General features: G+C 66.7%; 1 protein-coding gene and 2 pseudogenes. 2 read left to right on the forward strand and 1 reads right to left on the reverse strand.

Annotation, left to right across the window (positions count from 1 at the left end; genetic code table 11):
- Together VFA16_RS07015 and VFA16_RS07020 are read left to right on the forward strand one after the other, a co-directional pair.
- Window positions 1-736 (forward strand): annotated as a pseudogene (locus VFA16_RS07015) (acyl-CoA dehydrogenase); the annotation flags it as partial.
- 28 nt (window positions 737-764) lie between these two features.
- Window positions 765-1,403, forward strand: coding sequence for an AmiS/UreI family transporter (locus VFA16_RS07020; protein WP_324967119.1), 639 nt, complete (start codon window positions 765-767; stop codon window positions 1,401-1,403).
- A gap of 92 nt (window positions 1,404-1,495) precedes the next feature.
- Here the strand turns inward: VFA16_RS07020 and VFA16_RS07025 are convergent.
- Window positions 1,496-2,066: pseudogene (locus VFA16_RS07025) on the reverse strand (FAD-dependent oxidoreductase); the annotation flags it as partial.

Consider the following 2,066-nt stretch of genomic DNA (forward strand, 5'->3'; position numbering starts at 1 on the left):
CTACGCGGACTACACCCAGATATGGGCCGCCGCGCCGGACGGCCGCATCGCGGGCGGGGTGATCCCGATCGATCGCGAGGGTGTCACGATCGAAGATGACTGGGACGGTTTCGGACAGCGTCTGACTGCCACCGGCACGACGCGCCTGGACAACGTCTACGTCGCCGAAGACGAGTACTACGACATCGGCGAGCCGGACGGGCCGTTGCCGCCGAGTTACTACGGTGCGTTCCTCCAGCTGTACCTGCAGGCCGTGACGGCCGGTGTCCTCAGAAGCGTGCGCAATGACGCCGTCGCACTGACCAAGCGCCGCAAGCGCAACTTCAGTCATGCCGTCAGTCCGCACGCACCGTCAGAGGACCGGCAGGTCCTCCAGGTGGTTGGAGAGATTGCGGCGCATGCGTTCGCGGCCGAGGCGATCACGCTAATCGCCGCCGAGCGGATCCAGGACGCCGTTGATTCCGTCGTGGACGGGATTCCGACCGCACGGGCCGCAGAGGCCGCTCAGCTGGCTGCAGCCGAAGCGAAGGTCGCGGTTGACGGCTTCTCGTATGCGACTGCGGCGAAGCTGTTCGACGTGGGTGGCGCGTCGGCGACACAGTCGATCTACAACCTCGACCGGCACTGGCGAAACGCCCGCACGATCTCGACGCACAACCCGACGTTCCTCAAGGCCTCGGCCATCGGAGACCACATCGTCCACGGTGCGTCGTTCCCGGCCAACGCTTACTTCTGATCGCCCACCACGAGAAAGGAATCACACGATGTCTTCCGTCGGATTGCTATTCGTTGGGGCGGTGCTGTTCATGAACGGCCTGCTGTTTCTGGGCAAGGCTGACGTCAAAGGTGTGGCGGTCTTCAACCTGTTCGTTGGTGGTCTACAGACAGCGGTTCCGTTCTACCTGATCGCCACCGCACATACTCCGAACGACATTCTGAGCGCGGCCGGCATCTTCCTGTTTGGGTTCACGTATCTCTACGTCGGCATCGTGAACCTGGCCGGCTTCAAGGCCGACGGCATCGGCTGGTATTCACTGTGGGTTGCTGCTCTGGCCGCGGGATTCGGGCTGACGACGATCTTGCGTTTTCACGACACGCCCACCGGGTTGCTGTGGTTGCAGTGGGCCGTGCTGTGGGCCCTGTTCTTCGTCGTGCTCGCGCTCGGTTTCGAACGGCTCACCTTGGTGGCCGGATGGCTAACGCTGATTCTGTCGCTTACGACATGCACGATCCCAGGCTTCCTGCTCCTGCTCGGCGACTGGGGGAAGGTGCCGACGTGGGCGGTGATCGCATCGATCGTCGCCACCGCGGTCGCGGTGATCGTCGCTGCGATTCGCACGGTGCCCGCCGCGTCGCAGCCGGCCGCCGCAGCCGGCGATCTTGGGGTCGCGGTCCCGAACTGACAAATCGCTCAGGGCAGCAGCGGGCGTAAAAGCGCTCGCTGCTGCCCGAGTGCAGCGTCGAGAAGGTTCACCGGACCGGAATCACGGCACGGTCAAGCCGCGCGCGCAGCCGGGCGTCGACCAACCCGCTCCACGGCGTGCGCGGCAGCCTCGATCGCGCTCGCGAACGACACCTCGGACAGGCAGCCGTCCGCGGCAACCTGATCGCCGCAGAGGAAGACACCTTCGCCGCGATCGACCGCCGGGCGGTCACGCCAGGTCGTGCCGGGCAGGTCGAGCGCACCGCTGCGGCCGTCCATGACCTGCCGCCGCCGCCATGTGGCGCGTTCTCGCCAGCCGTCGAACGACGCGTCGAGCAGCGCGTCCAGGCGGCTGGCGGCGCTGTCCGGGCTCTCGTCGGGCCTCATCGGCATCTGTGCCTGCACGAGCGATTCGCCGGCCGGGGCAAGCGATGGGTCCTGCGCCGAGTAGCGCTCGATCCAGCCGGCGCTCTCGAGGTCGGAGACGATCCAGGGGTCACCGCCCTGGTCGCGCAGCCCGAGGTCCAGACACACCGTGCGGCCACTTGGCCACTGCAGGGTGTCATCATCGAGGAGCGTCCGGGCGTCGCGCAGTTCGAGCGCGACGATCACCGGCGGATTCGGCAGCGCGTCCACCCGCTCG

Source organism: Mycobacterium sp., from assembly GCF_035653355.1.
In the GTDB taxonomy this organism is placed as follows: domain Bacteria; phylum Actinomycetota; class Actinomycetes; order Mycobacteriales; family Mycobacteriaceae; genus Mycobacterium.